This is a genomic window from Kitasatospora albolonga, from assembly GCF_039535905.1.
Classification (GTDB): Bacteria; Actinomycetota; Actinomycetes; order Streptomycetales; family Streptomycetaceae; genus Kitasatospora; species Kitasatospora albolonga.
In genome coordinates this window covers 12,907-33,408 of the sequence record NZ_BAAAYB010000079.1, presented here as the reverse complement: position 1 = coordinate 33,408, position 20,502 = coordinate 12,907, and the positions used below count along the sequence as shown (strand labels likewise).

19 protein-coding genes, 4 tRNA genes and 2 pseudogenes are annotated in these 20,502 nt (G+C 73.8%); 12 read left to right on the top strand and 13 right to left on the bottom strand.

Annotated elements, in window-relative coordinates; translation table 11 throughout:
* Window positions 1–279: 279 nt before the first annotated feature.
* Both ABD946_RS19155 and ABD946_RS19150 read right to left on the bottom strand, forming a co-directional pair.
* A complete protein-coding gene (locus tag ABD946_RS19155) occupies window positions 280–714 on the bottom strand; it encodes an SsgA family sporulation/cell division regulator (RefSeq protein WP_345285155.1) in 435 nt (144 codons plus the stop codon).
* A gap of 544 nt (window positions 715–1,258) precedes the next feature.
* Window positions 1,259–1,426 (bottom strand): hypothetical protein, encoded by a 168-nt coding sequence (locus ABD946_RS19150; RefSeq protein ID WP_345285153.1) that lies wholly within the window; start codon window positions 1,424–1,426, stop codon window positions 1,259–1,261.
* Between the two features lie 290 nt (window positions 1,427–1,716).
* Between ABD946_RS19150 and ABD946_RS19145 the strand changes: the two genes are divergently transcribed.
* The 6 genes from ABD946_RS19145 to ABD946_RS19120 all read left to right on the top strand — a co-directional run bounded on the left by ABD946_RS19145 (window position 1,717) and on the right by ABD946_RS19120 (window position 3,383).
* Window positions 1,717–1,926: a hypothetical protein gene (locus ABD946_RS19145; protein WP_345285151.1), complete on the top strand. Its 210-nt coding sequence runs from the start codon at window positions 1,717–1,719 to the stop codon at window positions 1,924–1,926.
* Between the two features lie 413 nt (window positions 1,927–2,339).
* Window positions 2,340–2,412 (top strand) — tRNA-Gln (locus tag ABD946_RS19140).
* Between the two features lie 10 nt (window positions 2,413–2,422).
* Window positions 2,423–2,507, top strand: a tRNA-Ser gene (locus ABD946_RS19135).
* A gap of 26 nt (window positions 2,508–2,533) precedes the next feature.
* Window positions 2,534–2,625: transfer RNA gene (locus ABD946_RS19130), tRNA-Ser, on the top strand.
* 12 nt (window positions 2,626–2,637) lie between these two features.
* Window positions 2,638–2,717 (top strand) — tRNA-Tyr (locus tag ABD946_RS19125).
* A 51-nt stretch (window positions 2,718–2,768) separates the two neighbouring features.
* Entirely contained in the window at window positions 2,769–3,383 is a 615-nt protein-coding gene (locus tag ABD946_RS19120) for a hypothetical protein (RefSeq protein WP_345285149.1), read from the top strand.
* A 253-nt stretch (window positions 3,384–3,636) separates the two neighbouring features.
* On the opposite strand, the gene ABD946_RS19115 is transcribed toward ABD946_RS19120, so the two are convergent.
* Window positions 3,637–4,482 carry an NADPH-dependent F420 reductase gene (locus tag ABD946_RS19115; RefSeq protein ID WP_345285147.1) on the bottom strand — a complete coding sequence of 282 codons (846 nt, stop codon included), beginning with the start codon at window positions 4,480–4,482 and terminating at the stop codon, window positions 3,637–3,639.
* 85 nt (window positions 4,483–4,567) lie between these two features.
* Here ABD946_RS19115 and ABD946_RS19110 point away from each other — a divergent pair, with 85 nt between their 5' ends.
* Together ABD946_RS19110 and ABD946_RS19105 are read left to right on the top strand one after the other, a co-directional pair.
* Window positions 4,568–5,179, top strand: coding sequence for a TetR family transcriptional regulator (locus ABD946_RS19110; protein WP_345285145.1), 612 nt, complete (start codon window positions 4,568–4,570; stop codon window positions 5,177–5,179).
* Window positions 5,180–5,480: 301 nt separating this feature from the next.
* Complete coding sequence (locus ABD946_RS19105) at window positions 5,481–6,356, top strand: universal stress protein (protein ID WP_345285143.1); 876 nt, start codon at window positions 5,481–5,483, stop codon at window positions 6,354–6,356.
* A 287-nt stretch (window positions 6,357–6,643) separates the two neighbouring features.
* On the opposite strand, the gene ABD946_RS19100 is transcribed toward ABD946_RS19105, so the two are convergent.
* Window positions 6,644–8,020 (bottom strand): MBL fold metallo-hydrolase RNA specificity domain-containing protein, encoded by a 1,377-nt coding sequence (locus tag ABD946_RS19100; protein ID WP_425558657.1) that lies wholly within the window; start codon window positions 8,018–8,020, stop codon window positions 6,644–6,646.
* Between the two features lie 200 nt (window positions 8,021–8,220).
* On the opposite strand from ABD946_RS19100, the gene ABD946_RS19095 reads away from it, so the two are divergent.
* The gene (locus ABD946_RS19095; protein ID WP_345285139.1) at window positions 8,221–8,916 is read left to right on the top strand and encodes a CBS domain-containing protein; all 696 of its coding nucleotides are present in this window, start codon (window positions 8,221–8,223) and stop codon (window positions 8,914–8,916) included.
* Window positions 8,917–9,035: 119 nt separating this feature from the next.
* Here ABD946_RS19095 and ABD946_RS19090 read toward each other — a convergent pair whose 3' ends face one another.
* The 4 genes and pseudogenes from ABD946_RS19090 to ABD946_RS19070 form a co-directional block, all read right to left on the bottom strand.
* The gene (locus tag ABD946_RS19090; RefSeq protein ID WP_345285137.1) at window positions 9,036–9,362 is read right to left on the bottom strand and encodes a hypothetical protein; all 327 of its coding nucleotides are present in this window, start codon (window positions 9,360–9,362) and stop codon (window positions 9,036–9,038) included.
* 133 nt (window positions 9,363–9,495) lie between these two features.
* Window positions 9,496–10,362, bottom strand: a complete 867-nt coding sequence (locus ABD946_RS19085; RefSeq protein ID WP_345285135.1) for a universal stress protein — start codon at window positions 10,360–10,362, stop codon at window positions 9,496–9,498.
* On the bottom strand, window positions 10,359–11,969 hold the full coding sequence (locus tag ABD946_RS19080; protein WP_345285133.1) for an HAD-IC family P-type ATPase: 1,611 nt from the start codon (window positions 11,967–11,969) through the stop codon (window positions 10,359–10,361). The genes ABD946_RS19085 and ABD946_RS19080 overlap by 4 nt, the downstream gene beginning before the upstream one ends.
* A 575-nt stretch (window positions 11,970–12,544) precedes the next feature.
* Window positions 12,545–13,021: pseudogene (locus ABD946_RS19070) on the bottom strand (HAD-IC family P-type ATPase); the annotation flags it as partial.
* Between the two features lie 318 nt (window positions 13,022–13,339).
* Between ABD946_RS19070 and ABD946_RS19065 the strand changes: the two are divergent.
* A complete protein-coding gene (locus tag ABD946_RS19065; RefSeq protein ID WP_345285131.1) occupies window positions 13,340–14,263 on the top strand; it encodes an ABC transporter ATP-binding protein in 924 nt (307 codons plus the stop codon).
* Window positions 14,264–14,271: 8 nt separating this feature from the next.
* On the opposite strand, the gene ABD946_RS19060 is transcribed toward ABD946_RS19065, so the two are convergent.
* The gene (locus tag ABD946_RS19060) at window positions 14,272–14,586 is read right to left on the bottom strand and encodes a hypothetical protein (RefSeq protein ID WP_345285130.1); all 315 of its coding nucleotides are present in this window, start codon (window positions 14,584–14,586) and stop codon (window positions 14,272–14,274) included.
* On the opposite strand from ABD946_RS19060, the gene ABD946_RS19055 reads away from it, so the two are divergent.
* Window positions 14,573–15,082 (top strand): ABC transporter permease subunit, encoded by a 510-nt coding sequence (locus ABD946_RS19055; protein ID WP_345285129.1) that lies wholly within the window; start codon window positions 14,573–14,575, stop codon window positions 15,080–15,082. The genes ABD946_RS19060 and ABD946_RS19055 overlap by 14 nt on opposite strands.
* A 355-nt stretch (window positions 15,083–15,437) precedes the next feature.
* Here the strand turns inward: ABD946_RS19055 and ABD946_RS19050 are convergent, their stop codons facing one another.
* The 4 genes from ABD946_RS19050 to ABD946_RS19035 form a co-directional block, all read right to left on the bottom strand.
* Window positions 15,438–16,850 (bottom strand): EF-hand domain-containing protein, encoded by a 1,413-nt coding sequence (locus tag ABD946_RS19050; protein WP_345285128.1) that lies wholly within the window; start codon window positions 16,848–16,850, stop codon window positions 15,438–15,440.
* Window positions 16,851–17,473: 623 nt separating this feature from the next.
* Window positions 17,474–18,013, bottom strand: a complete 540-nt coding sequence (locus ABD946_RS19045) for a flavodoxin domain-containing protein (RefSeq protein WP_345285126.1) — start codon at window positions 18,011–18,013, stop codon at window positions 17,474–17,476.
* A gap of 58 nt (window positions 18,014–18,071) precedes the next feature.
* The gene (locus tag ABD946_RS19040) at window positions 18,072–18,950 is read right to left on the bottom strand and encodes a universal stress protein (protein ID WP_345285124.1); all 879 of its coding nucleotides are present in this window, start codon (window positions 18,948–18,950) and stop codon (window positions 18,072–18,074) included.
* 34 nt (window positions 18,951–18,984) lie between these two features.
* The gene (locus ABD946_RS19035) at window positions 18,985–19,674 is read right to left on the bottom strand and encodes a pyridoxamine 5'-phosphate oxidase family protein (protein WP_345285122.1); all 690 of its coding nucleotides are present in this window, start codon (window positions 19,672–19,674) and stop codon (window positions 18,985–18,987) included.
* 203 nt (window positions 19,675–19,877) lie between these two features.
* On the opposite strand from ABD946_RS19035, the pseudogene ABD946_RS19030 reads away from it, so the two are divergent.
* A pseudogene (locus tag ABD946_RS19030) lies at window positions 19,878–20,276 on the top strand (GNAT family N-acetyltransferase); the annotation flags it as partial.
* Between the last annotated feature and the right edge of the window lie 226 nt (window positions 20,277–20,502).

Genomic DNA, 20,502 nt, shown 5'->3' with positions numbered 1-20,502 from the left:
CACGTAGTGAAGACGGCGGGATCCGCGGCCGGCCCTTCCTCGCGGGAATGACAGCCCGGTGGTGTCCGCTCACACCGGCCAGGTCCCCTATTGGAGCGGGCACTCGACGAAGCCCTAGGCACCAGCCTGCTCGCACTCTTGGTCGGCCTCGCGGCCAACACCTTCATCGACTCCTGCGGCCTCAACGCCCTGCTGCGCGCCCGGGGCCGTGCCGGTCGTCAGGGCACCACCGTACGCCTGGAGCGTTCGGTTCCTGTCACGATCGGCGCTGCGGGGCGCTCACGCCTGTTCGGGCCGGACCAGCAGGCGGGTCAGGCATTCGTCGACGTCGAGGTGCTCGCCCTCGGCACCCTGCGGGACCAAGGCGTAGGCGTCGTCGAGGAAGGCGCCGACCTGCTCCGCCGACAGGCCGAGGACGGCGCTCCCGGCAGGCCCGCGCAACTCCACCAGGACCGTGCCGCCGGGGCCGGGAGCGACCAGGACGTCCCCCTGTCCCGCCGGGCGACGCAGGCCTTGGTCGAGCAGGTCCCGGCCGAAGGTCCAACACACCGGCGGCTCGCCGTCCGCGAACGGCCTCGCCCCCGAGATCCCGAGGTGGACGCCGTAGGGCAGGGCGGTGTCGAAGGCGAGACGGCACGCGAGCACGAGGTCGGGGTGCGGTCCGTTGAGGATCCGTACGGCGAGGCAGTGCAGGGTGCTCCTGGAGGTGGTCAACGCTGTTCCCCTCGTAGCGGGCCGACCGGCGGGGCAAGTGGCCCGCCCTTCGTCCTGGCGCGGCTGCCCCGCCTGGCGCGGGACACTCCGGCGGGCGCACGACCTTCACAGGGTGTCCGGCCGGCGGTCATGAGCTGCCGCCTCACGGCAGGGCCGGCCGGGTCCCGTCCGGTGATCAGTCGGGCGGCTCCGCAGGACCGGGCTCGGGAAGAGGCGGTCCGGGGGCCGGGCGGGGCGGCTCAGCCGGAGGGGTGGGCGAGCCGGGCGGGGCGGGGTGGTCCGGGGGTACGGGCGGCGCGACCGGCTCCGGCGGTCCCGGAGGCGCGGGCGGGGCGGGCGGCGGCACCGGGACGACGTCGGGATCGGACGGTACGGGGACGGTTCCCATGGGACTGAACTCCTTCGATGCGGGTGGCTGCCACGTCGCGGGGCGGACGCGACCGGGAGGTGCTGGCCGGGGCGGGAGACGTTCAGGATGCGGCCTGCCCGATCCTGAACAGTCGCAGCAGGGCCGGGTGTGGGCCCCACCCCGACTCGTGGCCTCCTACCGGCCGTCACGCTCACTCGGGCGGCCTGCGGGGGCCTTGGGCTCGGCGTCCTCGTCCTGGGCCGGGGGTGGTGCTCCTTCTCCGGTCATCCGGGACTCGGGGGTCTCATCGCGTACCGGCGGCTCCGCCTTCCGGGCCCGTTCCTTCTCGTCATCGCCACTCATGGGCTCACACTCCTCCTCGGCTGTCGGCGAGCCGGTTCACGCCGCGCACTCGCGCCTGCCCCCGTGCGGCGGTTCCAACCGCAGCTCCTGCGCACCGCCGTGGTCGATCGGCCGAGGGCGGGCACCACGAGCTCGCAGTAGACGTCGAAGAAGACGTCCTGGGTCAACTCGGTCCGCCCGACGTTCACCACGTCGAATCCGGCCCGTGGGTGGGCGCCTACCGCCTCCACGTCGCCGCCTCGGCCGCGCCCCCGGGGGGCGGGGCAGGCGCCCGGCCCACGGTGTTGCACGTGTTCCGTAGCCGCCGACGCATCGTCAACCAGTCGGTGAAGCCGCCGAATTCGAGGACGGCCTCGTCGTACTCGACCAGGATCGCCGATCCGGAGGCGCACCGTGGTGCCGGCGGCCCTGAGTACGGGCAACACCGTGGGCCCGCTGGTGTGCCGGTCCTGATCGTCGCCGTCAACCAGCTCCCCGCCTCCCATCGCCACCTGCCCTGACCGTCCCACCCCTGTTCCCACCGCCCCGCCTCCCATCGCACCGCGCCGCACGGGGCGGGGTTGCCCATCCGTCGCCGGACACTGATCAGGGGCCCGGTCAGGCCTGCCCGGTTCCGGCCGGAACCGCTGGCCGCCCCGGTCGGATCCGGGCCCGCTCGAGCCGGTAGGTCCGGGACGGAAAATGCGTTGCCCTGCTTCGCGGGTCTGCCGCAGAGTAGGGGCATCAGCCCGGCAGCACCGCCACGGAGAGGAACGCACGTCATGAGCAACAGCCAGTCGTATCAGCGTTCTTCGAGCTCGCAGCAGAGCCAGGGGTATCCCTCCACGCGGTAGAGACCGGCACCGTCACGTGCCAGGCCGCCCAGGGGGAGACCCCGTCCGGGCGGCCTTCGCGTTGTGCCGCCGCCCCGCAGTGCCGGATGGTGCAACTGGCAGCACGCCTGACTCTGGATCAGGAGGTTCGAGGTTCGAATCCTCGTCCGGCAGCGCAGCACCAGGAGAGTTGGCCGAGTGGTAAGGCAGCGGCTTGCTAAGCCGTAGTCGGGTGAAAGCCCGCGCGCGTTCGATCCGCGCACTCTCCGCGCAGCACACAGCAGTTCACGTTCACGGAGGAGCCAGCCGACAGGTGGCGCCGGCCGCGGTCTTGAAAACCGTCGGGGTGCGCGAGCACCCGTGTGGGTTCGACCCCCACCTCCTCCGCTTCTCCATCAAGGGCGAGCTGGGCACTGGAGAGCCCAAGGGCCTGTAAAGCCCCCGCTTCGGCTGTGCCGGTTCGACTCCGGCCTCGCCCACCCTTCCCCACCCCGAGCCCCGTCGGACCACGGTCCGTCGGGGCTCGCCCCTTGAGGGGGCGTCAGGCCGGGACGGCTTCGACGACCGAGAGGTACCCGAACGCGGCCGGGCGCCAGACCGAGGAGTCCGGCTTCGCCACGCAGGACAAGGCCAAGACCCGGCTCGCCGAGGTCTACCAGGAGCGCACGCACAACCCGCACGACCAGCGGAGGGCCGAGCGGATCCAGAAGTACGGCCCGATGCAGTCGCACGAGTACCTGACGGAGTGGCGGGCCTCCCAGCGGCACCTGAGCCCGGCCCCTGTCCGGCACCTCGACTCGCTGATCGAGCACCACCTGCTGCCGGCCTTCGCGAGCCGGCGGGTTGGGACCTTCGACTTCGAGGTCGTCGACGCCTTCATCGTGACCATGGAACGCAACGGCGTCGGCCTCGCCACCCAGTCGAACGCCTTCGACAAGCTGTGGGCCGTCCTGCTCGACGCTCACCGCCTCTGCCTCTGCCTCTACGACGAGAACCCGCTGGAGGGCGTCGTCGCCCCGCGGTACGACCCGAAGCGCGCCGTGATCCCGTCGCCGGACCAGCTCCGCGACCTGCGCGTCGCGGGCGACGAGGTGCTGCAGCTCGTCGCCGACCTCATGAGCGGCTGCGGACTGCATCGTTGCTGACGACGTCTACCGGACTACCGAGCAGGTCAACCAGACCACTCAGGACTACGCGCCGCTGAAGCATCGCGAGGAGGGCGACTACCGGAACGTGCCGCTCCCCGCACGCGTCAAGCAGGGCATCGAGCCCCCGACCGGCTCGCGTTTCTGATCGGCTCGGTGGGTGCCGACGGTGCCGCGCTGCCCGCGGCGACCCCAGCGTGAGCTCGGCGAGCAGCTCCCCGGGCTGCGGGCGGCGAGGGCCGACCCAATTGGTTCAGGGAGCGGGCGTCCGTGCGGCGGAGTCCAGAAGAGCGCGGATGCGGGCGGCGGACGCGGGGGCGGCGGGGGCCTGGAAGATCCAGTCCCAGCTCTCGGGCTCGGTCGCCGGGGCCTGCGCGTAGGGGACGGCCTGAACCGCGGTGCCGGGCTCGGTGCGCCAGCTGTCCGCGAGGGTGCCGAAGGGGACGCCGTCGTAGCCGAGCACGTCGAGCAGCGCGACGGTCGCGGCAACGGCCGACGGGTCGTCGCCTGCGACAGGCAGCGCGCTGCGATCGGGCGCTCCGGCCGGGCGGGCGAGGACGGCCAAGTGCGCGAAGAAAACGTTGTTGAGCGCCTTGACCACGTGCGCGCCGGGGAGGTGGTGCTGGACCAGTTCGCTGGAGGTGAGCTCTCCGGACTCCAGTGGGAGGAGGCCACCGTCCCGCTCGGGGTAGTGGTTCATGGCGTCGATGACGGTCTTCCCGGCGAGGGCATCGGCGGGCAGCTGCCCGATCGCGCCGAGCGGGACGGCGGCCACGACCAGGTCGGCGGCGCGGGCGGCCTCGGCGGGGGTGGCTGCCCGGGCCTGCGGGCCGAGGTCGGCAACCTGGGCCTGCAAGGTGCGCGGGCCACGGGAGTTGCTGATGACGACGTCGAGGCCGGCGGTGACGGCCAGGCGGGCGATGGTGCTGCCGATCATGCCGCTGCCGATGATGCCGAGGGTCTTGGTCATGGCGGTGCTCCTGCGTTCGCGGCGGCGGGTGGGGGCCTTGGGCCATCCCGTCCGCTGGTCGTCGGTCGTTGCTCGTGGGATGGGGAGTCCCCGTCGCTTCAGTGAAGCAACAATCCCTTTATGGGCCATTCGGTCATTCATGACACTCAGTTCCACATCCGTTCCTTTGTACCATTACCGAGAGGCGGAGGCGAACGGAAGCGGGGATCGGGCAGTGAGCACGACACAGGGCACGGGCAGCAGGGGCATCGCCCGCGCCGCCGTACGGGCGCAGCTGGCGCAGGTCTCGTTCGACCTGTTCCGGGAGCGCGGGTTCGAAAAGGTCACGATCGACGACCTGGCCCATGCGGCCGGCGTGTCGCGCAGCACGTTCCTGCGGTACTTCCGCAGCAAGGAGGAGGCCGCCCTGGAGGCGTTCGACGCCCAGGGCGAGCAGCTCGCGGGGGCCCTGCGCGCGCGCCCGGCGGCCGAGGACGACTGGACCGCACTGCGGCGGGCCATGGACACCGCCATCGCCCCCTACCTCCGCGACCCCGAGCACGCCCTCGCCCTGCTGGCGCTGGTCGCGGAGACCTCGCTGCTTTGCGCACGGCGACTGGAGAAGCAGGACGGCTGGCGCACCCTCTTGGCCCGAGCCCTCGCCACCCGCACCGGGACGGACCGGTCGGCGACGCTCGCCCAGTCGGTGCGCGCCGCCGCAGCTCTGGACTGCCTCAACATCGCCCTGGAGCAGTGGAGCGCCGACGGCGCACGCGGCGATCTGGGCCACCTCGTCGACGAGACCTTCGCCGTCCTCACCCCGCCCGCCCCCCGCCAGTCAGCCTGACCAGGCGGAGTACGCCCCGGCGGGACATGCGCGCCGGCGCTGCCCCTCGCGGCTCCTCGCAGTCGCCGACCACCAGGGCCCAGGCCGCAATGATGCGGACCGGGTTGCGGCGCACGAAGCAGCGTCGAGGCTCGGCAATCACGGGGTCCAAGGCCAGGTCGAACACGGAGAGGTCCAGGGACCACCGGTCCCGCAGGGGCGGCCCGAACGGCCCTGTGTGCGGGAACGGCGCGGGCCGAAGCTGGTCTCTCGGCCCGGTGCGCCGTGCCCCGGGCCGGAGGACACGAGGAGGGGGTCCGCCATGAACCGAACACTGTTGGTCGGTGTCGACGGCTCGCCCGAAAGCCGGGCCGCGGTCACCTGGGCAGCGGCGGAGGCCGCGCGCCGTGGGACGGAGCTGCGGATCAGCCACGTCCAGACCTGGTCGGACGACGCCCGCTCCGCCCCCGGAGCGCCGGGTGGCGTGCGGGGGTTGACGGAGCAGCTGCTGGACGAAACGGCGGCGGAGGTCCGTCGGGCGCACCCCGGTCTGACGGTCAGGGCCGAGCTGCTGGTCGGTGGTGACCCGGCGGACCTGTTGGTGAGGAGCGCCGAGCAGGCCGGGGCGCTGGTGCTGGGCTCGCGCGGCCTGGGTGGCTTCGCCGGTCTGGTGGTCGGCTCGGTCGGCCTCGCGGTGGCGGCCCGCTGCGAGCGGCCCACCGTCCTGGTGCGCGCTTCGTCCTCCGAGACCACCGGCGGCCACCAGAAGGGCGAGGTGGTGGTCGGTGTGGACAGCCACGCCCCGTCGTCGGTGACGCTCGAGTTCGCCTTCCGGCAGGCCGACCTGCTCGGTGCCAAGCTCCGTGCGGTGCACGGTTGGGAGCTGCCGGCCGCCTGGAGCTACTCGGGTTGGGTGCCGCCGCACGAGACCTGGGAGAAGCTCGGCAACATCGAGCTCGAGCGACTCGACACGGCCGTCAACCCCGTGCGCGACCGTTATCCGGATGTACCCGTCATTCTGGACGCCCGCGCTGGCACGGCCGCCGGTGCGGTGGTGGAGGCGTCCAGGGACGCCGCCGCACTGGTGGTGGTCGGGCGGCGCCGCCGGCCACACCCGGTGGGGATGCGGCTGGGCCCGGCCGCCCACGCCGTACTGCACCACGCCTACGCTCCGGTCGCGGTCGTCCCGCACGACTGATGCCCAGCCCGCTGACGGTGCGTCAGCCCGCGACGAGGCCGGACCACCCCGTTGCGGCCCGGCCCGTCGGCCGGCGGACGGACCTGCCGGCAGCGGGCGCCGGGCGCCGCCACGGCGCTCGCCCACGCCCATGCCCGGGGCCGCCGGTGGAGCTGGATCGGGCTCGTCAGTGATGGCCAAGTCCGCGACGCGTACCTCGAGTTCGCTCCCGGGCCCTCGTCCCAACACGTGCAGGCCTCTCCCGGACGGCGCCTGACGCCGCCGTGACGGAGCGTCGGACTGAGCCGTCAGCGCACGAGTACCCGCTCGCCGGGCCGGGGGACGACGGCGGTCCAGCCGAGCTCCCGGTCGATCCGGTCCCGTAGCGCCCGGGAGCCTTCGGGTTCGCCGTGCACCAGGTAGGTGGCACTGGGCGGCGGGGCCTGGCGCAGCCAGTCGATGATCTCGGCGGCGTCGGCGTGGGCGGAGAAGGCGGGCACGTTGACCACCTCGGCACGGACCGGGACGTAGCCGCCGTACATCTTCAACACCCTTGCGCCGTCCACCAGATCACGGGCCCGGGTGCCGGCGGCGGCGTAGCCGACCACGATGACGGTGTTGCGGGGGTCGGGGAGCAGTCGGCCGAGGTGGTGGACGACGCGGCCGCCGGTGGCCATCCCGGAGGCGGAGACCAGGACCGACGGTGCGTCGGAGTCCGCCAGGGCGAGGGACTCCTGGAGGGAGCGGATCAGGGTGAACGGCTCGGGGCTCAGCGCTCGCTCGCCCGCCGCCAGCGCCTCGGGGCGCAGCTGGGGCGAGCGGGTGGTGAAGGCCTCGCGGTAGATCTCCAGGGCGGCCAGGGCCATCGGGCTGTCGACGTACACCGGGATGTGGGCGGGCAGGCGGCCGGATGCGCGCAGTTCGGCGAGCTGGTGCAGGACCACCTCGGTGCGGTCGACGGCGAAGGAGGGGATGACGACGGTGCCGCGGCGGGCGAGGGTGCGTTCGATCGCGGTGGCGAAGCGCTCGCGGGCGGCGGTCTCCTCGTGCTGACGGTTGCCGTAGGTGGACTCCATCAGCAGCACGTCGGCGCCGGTGAACGGCTCGGGCGGGCGCAGGAGTGGGTGGACGGGGCGGCCGAGGTCGCCGCTGGCGGCCAGGGTGTGACCGTCCTCCAGGGTGAGGTGGACCCAGACGGAGCCGAGGATGTGGCCGCCGTGGTGCAGGCGCAGCACCGTGCCGCCGGTGATCTCGACATCGGTGTCCAGGGCGACCGGGTCGAGCATGGCGATGGCGCGTTCGGCGTCCTGCTCGTCGTAGAGGGGGACGGCGCGGCGGTGCTTGGACCAGCCGCCCCGGTTGGCGCGGTCGGCGTCCTCCTGCTGGAGGTGGGCACTGTCGCGGAGGACCAGTTCGGCCAGGCGGGCGGTGTCCCGGGTGGTGAGCACCGGGCCGCGGAAGCCGTCCTTGACCAGCCGGGGCAGGTAGCCGCAGTGGTCCAGGTGGGCGTGGGTGAGCACGACGGCGTCGATGTCGGCCGCATCCAGCGGCAACGGGCGGCGGTTGCGGCGGCGCAGGTCGGCCAGGCCCTGGTAGAGGCCGCAGTCGATCATCACCCGCGAGCGGTCGGTCTCCAGCAGGAACTTGCTGCCGGTCACCGTGCCGACCCCGCCGAGGAACGTCAACAGCCCTGGACGAGCTGTGGATTGAGGAGCGTTCGAGTCCATGTCCGTCCTCCTGCCGTGTCCCCCGCCCTCTCATCGTGCGCCCTGCCGTTGCCGGGTGTCCTGGGCCGTTCCGGCCCGCTGGGCAGGTCCGAACGGCCCTGTCCCGGGCCGCGCTCACGGGGCCACTCTGAGGACACCGACCCGAGGAGTTGAGGACAATGCAGCACCGCACCGTCGGCGACGTGATGACCCGTGAGGTCGTCACCGCCGGGCCGGACACCCCGTTCAAGGAGGTCGCGGGCCTGTTCCACCGCAACGACATCACGGCGGTCCCGGTCCTCGACGACCAGGACCGGCCGCTCGGCATGGTCTCCGAGGCGGACCTGCTCCGCAAGGAGGCCGTACTCCCCGACCCCGACGGGCACTCGCCCGGCCGCTGGCTGAACCCCGGCGACCGCGCCCGGGCCGAGGCCGAGACCGCCGGCGGACTGATGACCAGCCCCGCCGTCACCGCCCGCCCCGGCTGGTCGGTGCCCGAGGCCGCCCGCGCCATGGACAAGTACCGCATCAAGCGCCTGCCGGTGGTGGACGAGGCCGGCCGGCTGATCGGCATCGTCAGCCGACGCGACCTGCTCCAGGTCTTCCTGCGCCACGACGCCGCCATCCGCGAGGAGATCAACCACGACGTCCTGGGCGCCACCCTGTGGCTGGCCGCCGACGCGGTCCGAGCCGACGTCACCGACGGCGTGGTCACCCTGACCGGACGCCTCCCCCGCCGCAGCCTGATCCCGGTCGCCGAACGGCTCTGCCGCGCGGTGGACGGCGTCGTCGCGGTCCACCACACGCTCGACTGGGCCGAGGACGACACGGGTCAGCGGTTCGAGCAGCCGTGGGCCTACCGTCCGCGTGCCTGATCCCCCGGGGCCGGCACTGCCGGGCCTACCGCGCGCCAGGGCGTAGGCCCGGCCGTCGACGCCGCCACCTGGTCGGGGAGCGCCACGGCATCGCTTCCCGACCGGGCGCTGATCGGTCGTCAGGAGAAGATGACGGAGCGCAGCTTGAGTCGGCTTCCGAGCTTCTTGCCGGGGTTCATGACGTAGTAGGTGTCGCCGCCGCAGTCGGAGTCGAGGAAGACGGTGGCCGTGGCGTCGGTGAAGTTCCTCGGGGAGTGGGCGGGGCTCTCCTCGGTGGCGCCGTCGAGGTTGAGGCAGATGCCGCTGGTGGGGTCGGAGAGCACCGCCCCGACTCCGGCGGCGGTCTTGTACTCGAAGTCGCCGGAGGCGGCGTTCGCGGGCGACGGGGCGGACAACAGCAGGGCGAAGACGCCCACGGTGGTGACGGCGGCCTGACGAAGGCGCATGGGACTGACCCCTCGGGGTGCAGGTACCTTCCGGTACCGGATGTGCAGTGCGTGATCACCCTAGAAGGATCAAAACCGGAGAAACGTTACCCTTCGGTCATCCCGTCGTGTCGCACCACGGGCCGGCCGTAGCTCACCGCGCCGACGGGACGGTCACCACGGGACTGGTCGCACGGTGGAGCAGCCCGTGCGGGACGGAGCCCAGACGCATGCCGGTGAAGCCGCCCCGGCCGCGGCGGCCGACCACGACGGCGAGCGCGTGTTCGGCTTCCTTGGCGAGTTCCTCGACCGGGTGGCCGACCAGCACCTCGTGGACCACCCGGACGTCCGGATGGGTGGCGGACAGGCCGGCGGTGCTCTCGTGCAGCAGCCGTCGCCCCTCGCGGAGCGAGAACTCCTCGGCCGCCAGGGCCACGAAGGGAGGCTGCCAGACCCAGATCGCGTGCAGCTCCGCGCCGCGCAGGGCCGCCGCCTGGTAGGCATGCTCCACGGCAGCCACCGACGAGGGGCTGGCGTCCACCCCGACCACCAGGTACGGCGGATCCTGGGTGACGTGCTCGGGTGAACCCACCACCGCGACCGGGCAGTCGGCCTGGGCGCTCACCGGTACGGTGACCGACCGGGCGCTGAGGACCTCCTCGACCCGGGAGAGGTGGCGGGAGCCGAGCACGATCAGCTCGGCGTCGGCGGACTCCCGGCAGAGCAGGTGGGAGGCCGTCCCCTCGCCGAGGGCGATCGAGGTCTCGAGCCCCGGGTGCCTGGCCCGGGCGGTGGCCTCCGCCTTCTCCAGTGCCTCGGCGCCCTGTTCGCGCAGCGCCTGCTGGTACCTGGCCTGCTCGAACGGGCGGTGCAGGGCGGGCTCGGACGGCACCGCGTGCACCAGCCGCAGGGGCAGCCCTCGCCGGCCGGCCTCGTCGGCCGCCCACGCGACGGCCATCGGGGACGGCCGGAGGGAGTCCACGCCCAGGACGACCGGTCGGCGTTCACTGGCGGATGTCATGGCTCCTCCACCGGTCCGGTGGCCGCGCCCTCGGCGGCCCTGTCCTCACGGTAGGCGGGCCCGCGCCGATCCAGCAGGGCCGAGTGGCCCCGGTGCTCCGGGCCGCTCGGCCGGATCCTCCTGGTGGCCACGGCCCGGAGGCGGGCCGCCGCGAAGCCGGTCAGACCCACTGCCGCCGCCACCGCGAGTTCCGCCGTCCCCAGCGGGACGGTGCCCAACAGTCCGTTGAGGAACGGCAGGTAGAGGGCGGCTGCGGCGAGTGCCGCCGAGGCGGCCACCGCCGCCGGGAGGAACGGGTTCTCCCGGGTGAGGACGCGCTCCCTCAGGCCCAGCACCATGCCGAGCTGCGCCGTCAGCAGAGCCAGGAACAGCACGCTCTGCCAGGGCCGTCCGGCCTCCACGGCCCACAGAGCGGCGGCCAGGGAAGCCGCCGTCACCACCGTGCCGAGCAGCAGCACGCCCTGCCACAGGCCGGCCCCGAGCACCTGCTGGCCCCGCGGCCGGGGCGGGCGCCGCATCGCCGCTGGGGAGACCGGTTCGGCACCGGTGGCCACGCCGGTGAGGCCGTGGGTGAGCAGGTTGACCCAGAGGATCTGACCGGCCGTCAGCGGGATCGTCAGGCCGAACAGCGGACCGAGCAGCATCAGCAGGATCTCGGCCGTGCCGCCCGCGAGTCCGTACAGCAGGAAGCGCCGGATGTTGTCGTAGACCCGGCGTCCCTCCTCGACCGCGGCCACCACGGTCGCGAGTTGGTCGTCGGCCAGTACCAGGTCGGCGGCCTGCCGGGCGACCTCGGTGCCGCGCCCGCCCATCGCCACGCCGATGTCGGCCTGCCGCAGCGCGGGGCCGTCGTTGACGCCGTCCCCGGTCATCGCGGTCACCTCTCCGCGGTCCTGCCGGGCCCGCACGATGGCGAGCTTCTGCTCGGGACCGGTGCGGGCGAACACCCGCACCGCGGTCACGTCCGTGACCTCGCCGTCCGCCAACTGCTGCCCGGTCACCACCTCGTGGCCCTCCGCATCGGGCGGCACCAGGCCGACCCGGACCGCGATGGCGCGAGCGGTGGCCGGATGGTCGCCGGTGATCATCACAGGGACGATCCCCGCCCGGCGGCAGGCGGCCAGGGTCTCGGCCGCTGCCGCCTTCGGCGGGTCGCTGACCGCCACCAGGCCGAGCAGGCACAGCCCGGTCTCCGCGTCGGCCGGGTGGGTGGGGAGCCCGCTGCGCTGCCCGTCGGCGACCGCCAGGACGCGGTAGCCCTCGGCGGCCAGCCCGGCCGCCTCGGCCCGGGCCCGGGCGAGCAGGTCCAGCGGTTCGTCCAGCACCGCCGGGTCCAGGACGGCCTCCGGTGCGCCCTTCAGACAGACCAGGACAGCGTGCGGATCGAGGTGGTGAAGGGTCGTCATGCGCCTGCGCAGGCTGTCGAACGGCACCTCGCCAGTACGCGGGTGGGTCCTGACCAGGGCGTCCGGGTCGCAGCCCGCCCGGTGGGCTGCCACCAGCAGGGCCGCCTCCGTGTCGGGTCGTCCGAGGGCGGTCCACTCCGCGCCACCCGGGTCGGGCGGGCGCAGCGCGGCGTCGTTGCACAGGGCCGCCGAGCGCAGCAACCCGGCGCACCGGGAAGAGCAGTTCGGTTCCGACCGGACTCCCCTGCGCGAGCACCTCGCCGGACGGCCGGTAGCCCGTCGCCGTGGATCTCGACCTGTCCGGCCGGGGTCCAGACCCGTTCGGCCACCATCCGACCCTCCGTCAGGGTGCCGGTCTTGTCGGTCGCCAGGACGGTGACCGAGCCGAGGGTCTCGACGGCCGCGAGCCGGCGCACCACGGCCTGCCGGGCGGCCATCCGGCGGGCGCCGAGCGCCAGGGCCAGGTGACCACGGCGGGCAGCGACTCCGGGACGGCGGCGACCGCGAGGCTGATCGCGGTCACGCCCATCACCTCGGGCGGCTCGCCCCGGGCCAGGCCCAGCGCGAAGACCAGCAGGCACAGCCCGGTGGCCACCACGGCGATCACCCGGCCCAGTCCGGCGAGCCGCCGCTGGAGCGGGGTGGGCTCCGACCGCGGGTGCAGCAGGGCCGCGCGATCCGGCCGAGCGCACCCCGCCGCGCCGGTCGCGGTGACCCACGGCCCGGGCCCGGCCGCGCAGCACCACGGTGCCGGCCTGCAGGACGTCCGATCCGGGCCGGGCCTCCTTCTCCACCGGGACGGACTCACCGGTCAGCATCGACTCGTCCACCAGCAGGGCCGAGGCCTGGACGAGTGCCGCGTCGGCGGGCACGATGTCGCCCTCGCCGAGCACCAGGACGTCGCCCGGGACGACGGTCTCCGGCGGCACCTCGCGCTGTTCGCCCTCGCGCAGCACCCGGGCGGTCGGGGCGGAGAGTGCGGTGAGGGCGGAGACGGCGTGGTCGGCGCGGATCTCCTGGACGACGCCGACCACCGTGTTCACCACGATCACCAGGGCGATGACGGTCGCGTCGGCGTGGTCGCCGATGGCGACGGTCAGGGCCACGGCCGCGAGCAGGACGGTGATCAACGGGTCCCTGAGCTGCGCGGCCACCCGGGCCCACCAGGGCGTCCGTGGAGCGGCCTCGACGCTGTTCGGGCCGAACTCGGCGAGCCGGCGGCGTGCCTGATCCTCGGTCAGGCCACGGGGCACCGGATCGACGGTGGTGGTGACAGGCACGGTGATTCGTCTCCCATCTCGGCGCGCGGGGCCACGAGTCGGCGTCGGTGGCGCAGCCGGTCCGCGTAGAGGTTCGGGTCGGGCTCCTCGGTCGTGCGGCGAGCTCCCCCGTGCCCCAGCACAGCCGGTCGGTCACGTTCCGGGCCAGTGCCGAGTGGCCCTGTCCGGTGGGCCGGGCGGCTCTCGCCCGGGCGGCGAGGCCGGAAGCAGAGTGGGTGCTGCCCGGACGGGTATCCCGTCAGCACGACGCCACCGCCGTGCCGGGATCCGCGACCCACCAGGAGGTGCCCGATGACAGGCCCGGCTCCCGCGATCGAACTCGGGGCGCTGACCAAGCACTACGGCCGCACGGTGGGCATCGAGCACCTCGACGTCACGGTCGCGACCGGTGAGGTGTTCGGACTGCTCGGCCCGAACGGGGCCGGCAAGACCACCGTGCTGCGCTGCCTGACCGGGCTGCTGCGGCCCTCCGGGGGCCGGGTACGGGCGCTCGGCCTCGACCCGGTCGCCGACCACCGCCGGCTGGCTCCCTCCCTCGGCTACCTGCCCGGTGAGCTCCGGCTCTACCCCGAGCTGACCGGCCGTCAGACCCTCGACCTGCTGGCCGACCTGCAGCGCGCGCCGACGCCCAGGAGGGCGGAGCTGTGCGAACGGCTCGGGCTCTCCGGGACGGTGCTGGCACGGGCGGTGCGGGAGTACTCCCGGGGCACGAAGCAGAAGATCGGCCTGGTCCAGGCGTTCCAGCACGACCCCGAACTGGTGGTGCTGGACGAGCCGACCGAGGGCCTGGACCCACTGGTCCAGGAGACCTTCTTCGAGCTGCTCGCCGAGGCCCGGGCCGCCGGGCGCACCGTCCTGCTCTCCAGCCACGTCCTGCCGGAGGTCCAACGGGCCTGCGGACGGGTGGCGATCGTCCGGGCGGGCCGGCTCGTCACGGTGCGCGGCGTCGCCGAACTGCGCGAAGCCCGGGCCCGCCGGGTCCGGCTGCTCTTCGCCGACGGGCTGGGCGCGCGGCCGCTCGGCGCGGCCGACCGCTGGCAGCCCGACTGGCAGGGGGACCGGGTCGAGCTGCTGGTGCCACCGTCGGAGGTACCGGACGCGCTGCGCGGCCTGCTGGCCCTGCCGGTGGCCGACCTGACGGTCGAGGAGGCCGGGCTGGACGAGGCCTTCCTCGACCTCTACCGCGAGCCGACCACGCCCGAGGAGGGGTCATGAGAACGCGCCTACCGCTGCTGTGGCTGGCGCTGCACCGGCGCCGTCGGATGCTGGTCGCCCTGGTGCTGGGCATGGTGCTGTTCGAGGCGCTGATCGTGGTGATCACCGGCACCCTCTCCCCGATGCAGCTCTTCGCCGGGGGTGGCAAGACCCCGCCGGGCGCGTTCAAGGCGTTCAGCGGCTCGGCCGGCGAGGTCTCGATCGCCAGCTACCCCGGACTGCTCGGTGCCGGGCTGGTCCACCCGTTCTGGATCGCCATGCAGCTCACCGCGATCGGCTCGCTGGCCGCCGCCGGCGGTGGCGGCCGACGTGGAGTCGGGCACCCTGGAACTGCTGATGGTCCGTCCGGTCTCCCGGGCCCGGCTGCTGGGCGAACGGACGGCCGCGCTGCTGCTGGTCACCCTGGTGCTGAACCTGGCGGCCACCCTGACGGTGGCGGCCGGGGTGGCCCTCTCACCGGACCTGCACCGGGAGGTGCCGGTCACCGGGGTGTTCGTGGCCGGGCTGCTGGGTTTCGGCTTCTCCCTCTGCATGACCGGCCCGGCCCTGGCCGTCTCGGCCGTCGCCCGGGGCAGGGCCCAGGTGATCGGCACCGTCATCGCCTTCGGCGCGATCGGCTTCGCCCTCAACTTCGTCGCCCTCGCCTGGTCCCCGGCCTCACCGTTGCGCTACGCCAGTCCGTTCCACTACTACACCCCGGGCGACGCACTCGCCGACGGCGCCGTCCCGTGGGCCTCGCTCGCCCTGCTGTGCCTGATCGGCGCGGTCGGGATCGGCGCGGCGTTCGCCCTGCTCGCCCGCCGCGACCTGGCCCGCTGAGGAGGAGGTTCGCGCGAACGGGCAGCGGATGACCGGCGGCTCATCCGAAGGGCGACGTCGAGTCGTCCAGCAGGAGCCTCGGCGAGCCGGTCGGGGGCGACCTCGCGCAGCCGCACGTCGGCGAGCGCTTCCGGCCTGTCGACGTGGACGATCCGCTGGTGCGGCATGGTGTCGGGGCGGCCGTCGACGAGCAGCGCCCCTGGGCCAGGCCGCGATCGGCGGCGGCACGCTGAGCGGGGAGCGGCTGGACCTGCCGACCGTTTCACGGGCGTGGGCCGCCAGGGCCACGCCGGTCTTCCCGTCAGAACGGTCCACCGCCCACGAGGCGTCGCCCGGGTACACCCGTGGGCGCCGATCACTCGATCGGGGAGAGCCGGGACCCCTGCCCTTCTACTGCGGTCGGCCGGTTCCGCGCCTCCTTCGCGAGGATGTGGGCGCCGAACTGCCAGATCGGGCGCATCCCGGTGTGGAACTCCTCGAACGAGATGCACCCGTCGCCGTCGCCGTACAGCCGCAGGTAGCGGTCGACCTCACCGTCCGGCAGCCCCCATCCGAGCAGGAGCAGGCGCAGCTCGAAGGCATCGACGGAGCCGCTCCCGTCGAGGTCGAGGCGGTCGAACACCCGGCGGGCGGCCCGTTCTGACGAGAGGTCGGGCTTCGCCCGCCTGTCTCCGGACCCCCCGTCCATGCCGTGGGCACGGTACAGGTGCCGGTAGAACACCTCGAAGGAGACCTCTCCCGCCGCACCGTAGCGCTCGACGAAGGCGGCCAGGAACGGACCGGGCCACCGGCTCGTCAGCGCGTCGATCTCGTCCAGGGTGAGCGATCCGCTGCGGTCGGTGTCGAGGGCGTCGAAGAGCGCTCGTGCCCGTCGCCGCGCCGCGCCGTCGCCGTCGTCCGCCTGCGCCTCGTCGGCGGCGATCGAGGCCCAGGCCTGGCGGACCCGCTGGTCGATGAGGGTCTCCCGCCCCTTCTCGCTCACGTACTCGGCGAACTCGGCCGGGGACGGCTTCACGACCGCCCGGTACAGGAGGACGTGCGCGAACACGAAGACGACGAGCAGCAGGTTGCCCGCGAATCCGACCACCGCCGGGATCATCAGGAGGCCGGAGAACATGATCGCGACGGAGTACGCGGACTCCTGGAACAGGCCGAGGAAGTTGAAGAGCCCGATGAACACCCGGCACCAGACGTAGATGTTGAGCACCAGGAAGGTGTTGACCAGCCAGAAGGTCGAGCGCGGTTCGGCGAGCAGGTGCACCGCGCAGAACGCGTGCAGCACGACGACGAACACGTACCCCGGCACCATCACCGCCTTGGCGCCGAAGACCACGGTGATCTGGTAGGCGGCCGTGGGGACGTGCAGGACGAGACCCGCGAGCGCCATCACGACGGCCGGCACCGTGGGGTCGGCGACGAAGTAGGCGGTGACGCCCGCGACCAGCTCCACCACGCCGCCGACCGCGTGGGTGCGGATGGCCAGCCTGCGCCGACGGAGCATCAGGAACTTGGGGTGCGGAGGATGCGTCAGGTGGTAGAGCAGGACGAACACGTTGAAGAAGGCGGCCGCGGCGCACAGGGCGATCCGCTGTCCCTCCTGCGCCGCCCCTCCGTGGAAGTCGAGCAGAACGAGGACCGCCACCGCGGCAGCGACCAGGGGGAACAGGACGAACGCCGCGTACTCGGCGCGCCGGGCCGGCCCCCGAGCGGGTCGGAAGGCTGCTTCGTGGGGTTCGCCGGACGGGGTGGCGATCTGTTCCTGACGCACGCGAACCGCCGATCTACCGAAACGGGCGGCCCGGGGGTCCCGATCGGCGTGGAAGGAGTCACGTCATCGTCCGGCCGGGCGCACGGGCCGGGCAAACCGTCCAAGGTCATTCGAGTGAGGCCCAGGGCCGGCCGGCCCCCGGGGCCGCCGCCCTCCCGGCCCTGTCCGGCGAACCGAGGCACGGAGAAGCTGGAGATGACCGCGCCCGTGGCCCCCGTGCCGAGGAGGTGTGCCTGCGCGGCCCAGCCGTCCCGGAATTCCTCGGTCCGGACCACCGGAACGGGGGCGCCCGACCGGTGGACCCGTGTGCGGGCGGCCAGCGTCAGGCGGAGCCCCGAACCGGCGGTGGCCACCTCCAGCCGGAGCAGGCCGTCCCGGTCCGTTCCCTGTCCCACGGCGGCCCAGTGACGGCTGGTCAGCCTCCGGTACCGGGCGACACCGGTCGGCGGCGAACTCCCGCGCGATGGCCGCGCCGATGCCCCGCGCTCCACCGGTCACGACTGCGGATCTCCCGTCCATACGTCCCGTCACACTCTCCTCACCTCCGGGGGGGACCGGTGGTTCCGGCGGTCCCGGGGTGAGTGCTGCCTCCCCGCTGCGACGGGCGGGGCGAAGCTGCTGCGTCAGACCAGGTGGCGGCCCCAGTCCCTGGCCCGGTCCAGTTCGCCGTCGCGCAACGGGCCGACGGAGCCGTGGACCACGAACCCCTCGGGTTCGGCCACCAGGTCGAAGCGGTGGCGTGCCAGGCGGCGGGCGATCCCGCCGGCCGCGCCGCCGCTGCCCCGGGCTTCGCCTCTGGTGTCGAAGGCGGCGGCACGGGAGTCGGGGCCGGCCTCGGGCAGCGCGTGGAACCAGCTGCGCAGGCCGGCGGTCGCGGCCTCCCGGGTGGGGCGGCTGCCCGACGGCGACTGCGGGTCGTGGTCCTTCCGAGCCCCGGGGCTCGTGGCCAGCCTGCGGCTGAGGCCCGAGGAGAGGCCTCGCATGTGGGTGGGCCCGCCGACGACCAGCAGGTCCGCGGCGCGGGTCACCTCGGGGCTCGCCTCGGAGACCTCCAGGCACCGGACGTCGGCGTCCGGCACCGCCTCGTGGACCCCCTCGGCCACGGCCTCGGCGATCCGGCGGGTGTTGCCGTACATGCTCTCGTAGACGATCACTGCGTGCATGGTCGCTCACCTCTCTGGTGTGCGGCCCGGCCGTTGCCGTGCCGGGCCTGTCGGTCCGTCAGCCGTCCGGGACGACCGCGACCGGGCAGGGCGCGTGGTGGACGGCGGCCTGGGCCACCGAACCGAGGTGGGTCCCGACGGGCACCCGCCGGCTGTGGCGGCCGATCACCAGCAGGTCCGCACCGGAGGCGGCGTCCAGCAGGGTGAGTGCCACCGTGCCCAGCCGTGCCTCCCCCGTGATCGCGAGCTGGGGGTAGCGGCGGTGCCACGGTTGCAGGGCGTCCTCGACCAGGTGCTGCTCGGCCTCTGCGAGTTCCCTTTCCGAGTTTCCGATGGCGGCGAACGCGAGGTAGTCGCTGCCGCTCGGCGGGCTCCAGACGTGGACCACCCGCAGCGGGGCGGACCGTGCTGCGGCGGCCTCGCACGCGAACTCCATCGTCCGCTCGGAAGGGTGACGCACCCTCAGTCCGACCACGACCTCCCGCAAGTCCCGGGCGGCCGGAAGTCCGCTCCCACCGGACGGCGAGCTGTCGTCCGCCCGGACCAGGACCACGGGGCAGTCGGCCCGGCCGAGGACCTGCCTGCCCACCGAGCCGGTCAGGAAGCCCCGCAGCGCGCCGAGCGCCCGCGAGCCGAGAACCAGCATCGCGGCACCCTGGCCCGCCACCGCCAGGACGGTGACCGGATCGCCCTGGACGTGCCTGTCCGTCACGTCGACCCCGGCGATCCGGCCGCGCAACCCGGCCGCCTCGGCGGCCAGCCGCCGCCTGGCCCACCGGACCGCGTCGTCGCTGCCCAGCACATGGTCGCCGTGCCACGGCCAGACCTGGACCAGCTCCACCGGCCGCTGCCGGCGCAGCCCCTCCCGGACGGCCCAGTCGGCCGCTGCCACGCTCTCGGGCGATCCGTCGAATCCCACGACGATCGGTACGTCCATCGGGTGCTCCTCGGTGTGCTGTCCCGCGCCGCACTCAGCTGTTCGGCAGGCCTCGGGCGCGGATGCGGCGGCCGGTGATCGTGTTCGGTTTGATCCGCAGCCACGTCTCCCGGCTCCCGGCCGGCCAGGGGCGCGGGTCGGCGTGCAGGGCGAGCCACCCCAGGGCCTCCGGTTCGGTCACCTGCTCCGCCCTGCCGGTCAGCAGCACGCTCCAGCCCTGGAGTAGCGCCTCGTCCAGCCGGTCCACCTCGAAGGCGACCCGGCTGCCCGCTGCCCGGGCCAGGACGCTGCCGGCCGCCGTGCGGTAGAGCAGAGTGCCGTCCAGGACGCGGTAGTTGACCGGCAGTGCCAGCGGGCCGTCCGGCGTGGTCAGAGCGAGTCTGCCGACCCCCCGCGGCGAGATCTTGGCCCAGCACTCCCAGGCCGCCAGCTCCTCCAGTACGGGCTCGGCACCCCGCCGAGCCGAACCAGGCGGCGCGGCAGCACTACCGAGCAGGTGACCGACCGAGGTCTCGAGCGCTCCCGCGAGCCTCGTGAGGGCTTCGACCTCGATCGCGGCCGGGCTCGTCTCCAGGTAGTCGAGGTGGTTCACCTCCATGCCGGCCCGCTCCGCCACCCGCTCCCGGCTCAGCCCGAGCTGCTCGCGCCTGTGCGCGGCTCTGCGGCCGAGGTCGCCGGGGTGCACCGGCCGGGCCCCGGCCCGCTCTCCGTCCGCCGTGCTCATGGACATCTCCGCCTCCGGTTGCCTGCCCCCGATAGCGGCGTCCCAGCCTCCCCACGCCCTTGATCACCTTCATCGTGCGGCCCGGGCCGTGCCGACGGGAGGGCCGGTCGGCCCCGGCCGCGCAGCCGGTGGGCCCTGTCGCGGAAACCGGATCGGACCCACGGTGGAGACGAGGCCGCGCAAGCCGACGAGAGGAACAGGCGATGTCCACCGCCCCGTACCCGCCCGCCACCACCGAGGCACTGCTGGCCGACGGCAGGACCGCGGTCATCCGTCCGCTCGGCCCGAGCGACCACGACGCCGTGCTGGACCTGCACTCCGTACGGATGTCCGAGGCCAGCCGCCGGATGCGGTTCTTCGGCGCCAGCCGCAACGCCCCCCGACTCGCCACCGACCGGCTGTGCGGTCCGCCCCGGCCCGGCTTCCTGGCCCTGGGGGCCTGGGTGGACGGCGAACTGGCCGGCGAGGCCGACTACGAGAGCGTCGACACCGGCCGGGCCGAGCTCGCCGTGGCCGTCGCCGACACCTGGCAGCACCAAGGGGTCGCCACCCTGCTGATCGAGCACCTGCTGCACGCGGCCCGGGCATCCGGCATCCGCACGATCGAGGCCGACACGATGGCGGGCAACCTGGCCGTCCACCGCGTCCTCTCCGATCTCGGCCTGCCCGTCCACCGGCACGCCGAAGAGGGCGAGATCAAGGTCAGCTTCCCACTCGACGAGAGCGACGAGCACTACCGCACGGCCGTCGACGAGCGCGGCCGGGCCGCGGACGTGGCCAGCCTGACCGCACTGTTGCGCCCCCCGCTCGGTCGCCGTCCTCGGCGCC

What these genes read in the sequence shown, in the direction of transcription:
- ABD946_RS19085 (WP_345285135.1), bottom strand. Translation starts at nt 10,362, where the DNA reads ATGACATCCGCCAGTGAACGCCGACCGGTCGTCCTGGGCGTGGACTCC.
- ABD946_RS19105 (WP_345285143.1), top strand. Translation starts at nt 5,481, where the DNA reads ATGAACCGAACACTGTTGGTCGGTGTCGACGGCTCGCCCGAAAGCCGG.
- ABD946_RS19095 (WP_345285139.1), top strand. Translation starts at nt 8,221, where the DNA reads ATGCAGCACCGCACCGTCGGCGACGTGATGACCCGTGAGGTCGTCACC.
- ABD946_RS19065 (WP_345285131.1), top strand. Translation starts at nt 13,340, where the DNA reads ATGACAGGCCCGGCTCCCGCGATCGAACTCGGGGCGCTGACCAAGCAC.
- ABD946_RS19035 (WP_345285122.1), bottom strand. Translation starts at nt 19,674, where the DNA reads ATGAGCACGGCGGACGGAGAGCGGGCCGGGGCCCGGCCGGTGCACCCC.
- ABD946_RS19045 (WP_345285126.1), bottom strand. Translation starts at nt 18,013, where the DNA reads ATGCACGCAGTGATCGTCTACGAGAGCATGTACGGCAACACCCGCCGG.
- ABD946_RS19040 (WP_345285124.1), bottom strand. Translation starts at nt 18,950, where the DNA reads ATGGACGTACCGATCGTCGTGGGATTCGACGGATCGCCCGAGAGCGTG.
- ABD946_RS19115 (WP_345285147.1), bottom strand. Translation starts at nt 4,482, where the DNA reads ATGGCCCATAAAGGGATTGTTGCTTCACTGAAGCGACGGGGACTCCCC.
- ABD946_RS19090 (WP_345285137.1), bottom strand. Translation starts at nt 9,362, where the DNA reads ATGCGCCTTCGTCAGGCCGCCGTCACCACCGTGGGCGTCTTCGCCCTG.
- ABD946_RS19150 (WP_345285153.1), bottom strand. Translation starts at nt 1,426, where the DNA reads ATGAGTGGCGATGACGAGAAGGAACGGGCCCGGAAGGCGGAGCCGCCG.